This window comes from Halochromatium sp. (assembly GCF_046541315.1).
Taxonomy (GTDB): Bacteria; Pseudomonadota; Gammaproteobacteria; order Chromatiales; family Chromatiaceae; genus Lamprobacter.
The window spans coordinates 1-6,152 of the sequence record NZ_JBKHDN010000166.1 but is presented as its reverse complement, the minus strand read 5'-3'; the positions used below and the strand labels follow the sequence as shown (position 1 = coordinate 6,152).

Annotated in this window: 6 protein-coding genes; 3 read left to right on the top strand and 3 right to left on the bottom strand. The window is 63.7% G+C overall.

Annotated features, from left to right (window positions below):
• Together glgB and ACLFQI_RS10665 are read right to left on the bottom strand one after the other, a co-directional pair.
• On the bottom strand, window positions 1-1,989 hold a 1,989-nt coding region (glgB, locus tag ACLFQI_RS10670), incomplete at its 3' end, for a 1,4-alpha-glucan branching protein GlgB (RefSeq protein WP_410759201.1).
• A gap of 81 nt (window positions 1,990-2,070) precedes the next feature.
• The gene (locus ACLFQI_RS10665; RefSeq protein ID WP_410759199.1) at window positions 2,071-2,505 is read right to left on the bottom strand and encodes a BLUF domain-containing protein; all 435 of its coding nucleotides are present in this window, start codon (window positions 2,503-2,505) and stop codon (window positions 2,071-2,073) included.
• A gap of 188 nt (window positions 2,506-2,693) precedes the next feature.
• Between ACLFQI_RS10665 and ACLFQI_RS10660 the strand changes: the two genes are divergently transcribed.
• Window positions 2,694-3,383, top strand: a complete 690-nt coding sequence (locus ACLFQI_RS10660) for a cytochrome b/b6 domain-containing protein (protein WP_410759197.1) — start codon at window positions 2,694-2,696, stop codon at window positions 3,381-3,383.
• A gap of 101 nt (window positions 3,384-3,484) precedes the next feature.
• Here ACLFQI_RS10660 and ACLFQI_RS10655 read toward each other — a convergent pair whose 3' ends face one another.
• Window positions 3,485-3,949: a c-type cytochrome gene (locus tag ACLFQI_RS10655; RefSeq protein ID WP_410759195.1), complete on the bottom strand. Its 465-nt coding sequence runs from the start codon at window positions 3,947-3,949 to the stop codon at window positions 3,485-3,487.
• Window positions 3,950-4,022: 73 nt separating this feature from the next.
• Between ACLFQI_RS10655 and ACLFQI_RS10650 the strand changes: the two genes are divergently transcribed.
• Together ACLFQI_RS10650 and ACLFQI_RS10645 are read left to right on the top strand one after the other, a co-directional pair.
• Complete coding sequence (locus ACLFQI_RS10650; RefSeq protein ID WP_410759194.1) at window positions 4,023-5,111, top strand: Cache 3/Cache 2 fusion domain-containing protein; 1,089 nt, start codon at window positions 4,023-4,025, stop codon at window positions 5,109-5,111.
• 130 nt (window positions 5,112-5,241) lie between these two features.
• Window positions 5,242-6,054 (top strand): undecaprenyl-diphosphate phosphatase, encoded by an 813-nt coding sequence (locus ACLFQI_RS10645; RefSeq protein ID WP_410759192.1) that lies wholly within the window; start codon window positions 5,242-5,244, stop codon window positions 6,052-6,054.
• The last annotated feature ends 98 nt before the right edge of the window (window positions 6,055-6,152 follow it).

Sequence of the window (6,152 nt, the reverse complement as noted above, 5' to 3'; positions counted from 1 at the left end):
CGTCCCCTGATGCGCGGAGATTGAACTCGCCTCTGACCCTGGAGCCGCCTCTTGCGCCGCGTCCTCGGCCGCCGCCTTGCGCTGGAAGACGAGCACCGAGTTGTGGGCGTCATGGCAGTCGATCCAGGCGAAGCCCTCGCCGACGAAATCGAGCCGATGCAGCGCCGGCTCGTCGCGATACAGCCGATTGGCCTGGCGCACGAGCTGCTGGATACCGCGATGGAAGGGATACTCGCACACATACCAATCGAGCAGGCGCTGGCTGTCCCATTCCTCGCCCTGGCCGAACTCGCTGCCCATGAACAAGAGTTTCTTGCCCGGATGCGTGTACATATAGGTGTAGAGCAGGCGCAGGTTGGCGAAGCGCTGCCATTCGTCGCCGGGCATCCGGTACAGCAGCGAGCGCTTGCCGTGCGTGACCTCGTCGTGCGAGAGCGGCAGCAGGAAGTTCTCGGTGAACGCATAGAGCATGCTGAAGGTCAGCGCGTTCTGATGGTACTGGCGGTGGATCGGGTCTTCCTTGAAGTATTCCAGGGTGTCGTTCATCCAACCCATGTTCCACTTCAGGTCGAAGCCGAGGCCGCCAACATAGGTGGGCCGGGTCACCTGCGGCCAGGAGGTGGACTCTTCCGCCATCACCAGCGCGCCGGGGACCTGATCATGGACGATCTCGTTGAGCTCGCGCAGAAAGGCGATGGCCTCGATGTTCTCGCGGCCGCCGTATTGGTTGGGGATCCACTCGGTGCGCGAGTAATCGAGGTACAGCATCGAGGCGACGGCATCGACGCGCAGGCCGTCGATATGGAACTCCTCGAGCCAGAACAGCGCGCTGGAGATGAGGAAGTTCTTCACCTCGCTGCGGCCGAAGTTGAAGATGTAGGTGCCCCAGTCGAGGTGCTCGCCGAGGCGCGCGTCCTGATGCTCGAAGAGGGCGGTGCCGTCGAAGCGACCGAGCCCGTGCGCGTCCTTGGGGAAATGCGCCGGCACCCAGTCGAGGATGACGCCGATGCCGTTGGCGTGGCAGTGATCGACGAAGTAGCGAAAATCGTCCGGGCTGCCGAAGCGGCTGGTGGGCGCGTAGTAGCCGGTGGTCTGGTAGCCCCAGGAGAGATCGAACGGATGCTCGGTGATCGGCATCAGCTCGATGTGGGTGAAGCCGAGATCCTTGACGTAATCGACCAGGCGTTCGGCCAGCTCGCGATAGTTCAGCATCTCGCCCTCGGGACCGCGCTGCCAGGAGCCCGGATGCACCTCGTAGATGGTCATCGGGCTGCGCTGCCAATCCCGGCTCGCGCGCGCTTGGCGCCAGGGCTCGTCGCGCCAGCGATAGGTGCTCGGCGGCTCGACCAGGCCAGCGGTGCTCGGGCGCACCTCGAAGCGTCGACCATAGGGGTCGGACTTGAGCAGGATGGAGCCGTCGCGGGCGCGGATCTCGAACTTGTAGAGCAGGCCCGGCGGCAGGTCGGGGATGAACAGTTCCCAGACACCGTTGCCGTGCACGCGCATCGGATGGCAGCGGCCATCCCAGGCGTTGAATTCGCCGACCACGCTGACGCGCGCCGCGTTCGGCGCCCAGACCGCGAACAGCACGCCGGCGATGTCGTTGGTCTCGTGCACGCGGGCGCCGAGCAGGCGGTAGGCGTGCCAATGTCGACCCTCGCCGAACAGGTGCATGTCGAAATCGGGCAGCTGCGGCGGGAAGCTGTAGGGATCGTGGGCGATGTGTTCGCGGTGATCCTGGTCGCGCCAAATCAGCCGATAGTGCTCGGGCAACGCCTCGGCGCTGCCGCGCCACTCGAAGATGTCGGTGCCGCTGATCCGCTGCATCTCCTGCTGGGCCTCGGCGATGGTGACCGTCTCCGCGCGCGGCAGGATGGCGCGCACCAGGACCTCCTCGCCGTCACGATGGCGGCCGAGCACGGCAAAGGGGTCGGCGTGAGTGGCCTCGGTCAGTTGTTTCAGCGGGGCGGGGAGTTGGTCGTGGCTCATCCAGGATGCCTCTTCTCGGGAGATGGGCACGATATCGAGCGCGATATCAGGCGCGGTGATAAGATTTGGGATCGGGTGCCGTTAAAATATGTCCTTCGCCGGGTTCAGGCCCTGCTTGCGGATATACATCAACAGCTCCTTGGCGCGCCCCATGGTCTCGGCGAGGGCGCGCAGATTATGCGGGTTGCTGTCTTCTTGCGGAAACTCCATCCATTCGCTGCCGTCGAGCGCCTGAAAGCCCATGCTCCAGTCCGGATACTGGTGTTGGGAGACGAGTTCCTCGAACAGCAGCGCGATTCGATCGTGGCGCGCGTCCTTGCAGATGCGGGTGTACAGCGCGCGCACCGGCTCGGTTTCGCCCTCGAGCACCTGCACGAAATGGCCGTCCTGGAACAGCAGCAGGCCGGTGATGCCGTGTTCGGTATTGTATTGGCGCGCTTGGGTCAGAATCTCGAGCAGATCGTCGCGCTTGAGTTCGCGTGTCGCCGTGCTGGCGTAGCAAAGTTGGAAGGGCATGGCCCGCAGCTCCCATGGCAGGTTGTCGGCAATGGCCCGATTCTACGCGTTCGCGCGCGCTTGAGCCTCATTGGTCGGGTCGCGGCCGCAACGCTTGCGGCAGGGCGAATCTGGCATAATGCGCCAGCGGGGGCTGGCGGTCCACGCCGCCGGCATTGTCAGCATCCGGCCGTTGCGAGAATTCGTCGATGCGTATCAAGGTTTGGGATCTGCCGACCCGGGTCTTTCACTGGACGCTCTTTGTCGCCGTGACGGCCGCCATTCTCACCGGCCTGCAAGGCAGTTCCTGGATGCTCTGGCATGAACGCGCGGGACTCTTGATCCTGGGGCTGTTGACGTTCCGGCTGGTGTGGGGCTTTGTCGGCTCGACCTATGCACGTTTCGCTCAGTTCTGGCCGACGCCTCGGAAGATCCTGGCGTATTTGCGTGGTCACTGGCAGGGCGAGGGGCACAATCCCCTCGGCGCCCTATCGGTGTTCGCGCTGCTGCTGGCGCTCCTGTTCCAGACCGGCAGCGGTCTGTTCAGCAACGACGACATCGCCTTCGAGGGTCCGCTGCGGGATCTCGTCAGCAAGGCCACGAGCAACTGGCTCACCGGCCTGCATCGGCAGGGCCTGTGGGTCATCCTGGCGCTGGTGAGCCTGCACCTTCTGGCCGCGCTGTTCTACACGCTGGTGCGGCGCAATAACCTGATCCGACCGATGATCACGGGCTGGAAGCCGGCGGCGTCCGAGGGCTCGCCCGCAGGCTCCGCGCGCGGTGGGTCGCTGTGGGCCTTGTTGCTGGCGCTCCTGATCGGCGCGCTGGCGGTGTGGGTCGCTGCCGGTGGCCTGCTACCAGCGCCACCGCCCCCGCCTGGCAACCTGCCGACCTGGTAAGGCGCCGCGGCCGATGAGCTTGCCGGCCGCGGCCATGCTCATGCTCGGCCCTCATGCTCGGCCTCGTGCCTTGACGCCCGCGGGCGCCACGGTCGCAACGATCAGTCCTTGCGGAACTTGTCGTGGCAGCCCTTGCAGCTTTGGCCAAGTTCGTTGAAGGCGGCCTTGACCTCGGCCTTGTCGCCGAGCTGGGCCGTCTCGGCTATGGTGTTGGCCGCCTCGATGAAGGCCACGGCGACCTCGCCCACCTCTTTTTGGTTGGTGAACAGCTCCGGCTTGACGCGGGTCTTGACATCGCCGATGTCTTGATCGGTGCCTGGGCCGTAGAGGGCGCCCATGCCGGAGTTGGCGATGCCGGCGATGGCCTCGGCGGCGGCCTGAACCTGTGGTTGGCTGTAATCGCCTTCCAGGTTCGCCTTGATCTTGCCCATGTTCCAGGACATGAACCGATAGCCGGCCTGGCGGGTCTGGATCTGCTCCTCGGGCTTCAGGTCGGCGGCAACGGCGTTGCCGAGCAGGCCCATGGCGAGCCCGGCGAGCAGGGCTTGGCGCATCGTTGAGTGCATAGTCACGTCTCCGTTCGTTGTGTAGGATTGGCGGGCCGCATCATACCCAAGCCGCCATCGACGGTACACCGCTATGTCTTCCTTAAGCTTGAAAGCGAAATTGTTGACAGCCGGCCTTGGCGTGGCGGTCGTGCCCCTGGCGATCGTTGTCGTCTTCCTTTATTTCCAGACGGATGAGATTTCGGGACTCGCAAGAGAGGCCATTGTCGAACAGGGCCACCAGCAGATGGAAAAGGAGATCGCTGGCATTCTCGATACCGTGGAGATCACAAAAGCGCTGTTGGAGCAGGATGTCGAGAAATTACTGAACCTTGCTTCGGATAGGCTCGATCAACTCGGTGGTCTGCAGCTTTCCGAGCAGGACAGCGTCGAATGGCAAGCGGTCAATCAGTACACGGGCGCGCGGCAAACAATCGAGCTTCCAGTGGCACGGATTGGCGAGGCGATCGCGCTGGAGCGGCAAGACTCGTTCGCGCACCAGGTTCCGCTGGTCGACAGGATTGGCGAGTTGACCGGCGATACGGCAACGCTTTTTCAGCGCATGAACGAGGCTGGCGATATGCTGCGAATCGCCACCAACGTCAGAAAAGACGGGCAACGCGCCGTTGGCACCTTCATCCCGGCCACCAATCCCAGCGGTCGCGACTCGACCCCTGCTCGATCAACTGGCGAACAAGCGGATTGGCGAGACCGGCTATATCTTCATTCTCAATACCAAACAGGACGATGCCGGCACCTATGTGAGATGCAATCCTCGACCGCGTCGATTTCCCAAGTGATCGGCACGATTGACAATATCGCGTTTCAGACCAACATCCTTAAAGGGGGAGCAATGAATGCCTCCGTGGTCTCGCTCTTGGATGAGGTCAAGGACAAGGCCGGCAGCGTGGATGCGGCGCTTGCGCATATCGACGCGAGTGTGGGGCGCGTGCATGGCGCCATGCATGAGATGGATGCGGGCGCCAAGCAGCAAAAAGAGGGGATCGAGCAAGTCACGCTCGCCTTGCAGCAGGTCAATGAGGTGACCCAGCAAACCGCCGTCAATGCCGAGCAGGCCGCCAGCGCGTCCGAGGAACTGAGCGCTCAGGCCAATCGCTTGCGCCAGGTGGTCGGGCGTCTCAACCGACTGATCCAGGGCGGGATCATCCGCGGTGAATCTTGACCCGCATCGGGTTGCTGGCTACGCTCGCCGTCCCAACGAGGCCACGCGGCGACAATCCGAGCAGCTCGGCGAGTCTTCAGTCCTCGGTGTCAGGTTCTCAGTGTCGCGATAGCGCCGGGCGTTTGCTCTCATGTCATTGACCGAAATCCTCGTGTTATCGATCGTGCAGGGATTGACCGAGTTCCTGCCCGTGTCGAGTGCCGCGCATCTCATCCTCGTGCCGATCGTCATCGGCTGGGACGATCAGGGCCTGACCTTCGATCTCGCCATCCATCTCGGCAGTCTCATCGCCGTGGTGCTGTATTTTCGCCAGGCCTTGTGGCGCATCGCGCGCGACTGGCTGCGGGCGTTGATCGGCCGCCGACAAACCGCCGAGTCGCGGCTGGGTTGGGCGGTTCTGTTCGGCACCATCCCGGTGGGATTGGCCGGATTATTGGTCAAGGAGTTCGTCGAGACGACCCTGCGCACGCCGGCGATCGGCGCCCTGGTGATGGCCGCGTCCCTGATCGGCTTCGGCCTGCTGCTGGGTTGGGCCGATTGGCGGCGAGACGGCCAACGCAGCGAGTACGAACTGCGCTGGACCGATGTCTGGGTGATTGGTTGCGCGCAGGCCCTGGCATTGATCCCGGGCACCTCGCGCTCGGGGATCACCATCACCGCCGCGCTCTTCCTCGGCTTGAGCCGCGAGGCGGCGGCGCGGTTTTCGTTCCTGCTGTCGATTCCGGTGATCGTGCTGGCGGGTGGCCTTCAGACCTTGGATCTGATCCACAGCGGCGAACCCGTCGCCTGGGGCACGCTGGGGCTGGCGGTGGTGTTGTCGGCGATCAGCGCCTACCTCTGCATCCATTATTTCCTGCTGTTCATCAAGCGTATTGGCATGCAGCCGTTCGTGCTGTATCGGTTACTGCTCGGAGCGGTTTTGCTGTGGATCTTCTGGCCTTAGGCGCATGAGGCGGCGATTCGGTTGGGAACAGGACATCGTCGGTGTGCCTGTTCGGTATCGTCGTAAAGAAGACAGACGCGGACAGCGGAGGCTGCCAA

Bases quoted from the DNA above. Each gene is read 5' to 3' on its own strand.
- ACLFQI_RS10665 (WP_410759199.1), bottom strand. From the start codon at position 2,505: ATGCCCTTCCAACTTTGCTACGCCAGCACGGCGACACGCGAACTCAAG.
- ACLFQI_RS10660 (WP_410759197.1), top strand. From the start codon at position 2,694: ATGCGTATCAAGGTTTGGGATCTGCCGACCCGGGTCTTTCACTGGACG.
- ACLFQI_RS10655 (WP_410759195.1), bottom strand. From the start codon at position 3,949: ATGCACTCAACGATGCGCCAAGCCCTGCTCGCCGGGCTCGCCATGGGC.
- ACLFQI_RS10650 (WP_410759194.1), top strand. From the start codon at position 4,023: ATGTCTTCCTTAAGCTTGAAAGCGAAATTGTTGACAGCCGGCCTTGGC.
- ACLFQI_RS10645 (WP_410759192.1), top strand. From the start codon at position 5,242: ATGTCATTGACCGAAATCCTCGTGTTATCGATCGTGCAGGGATTGACC.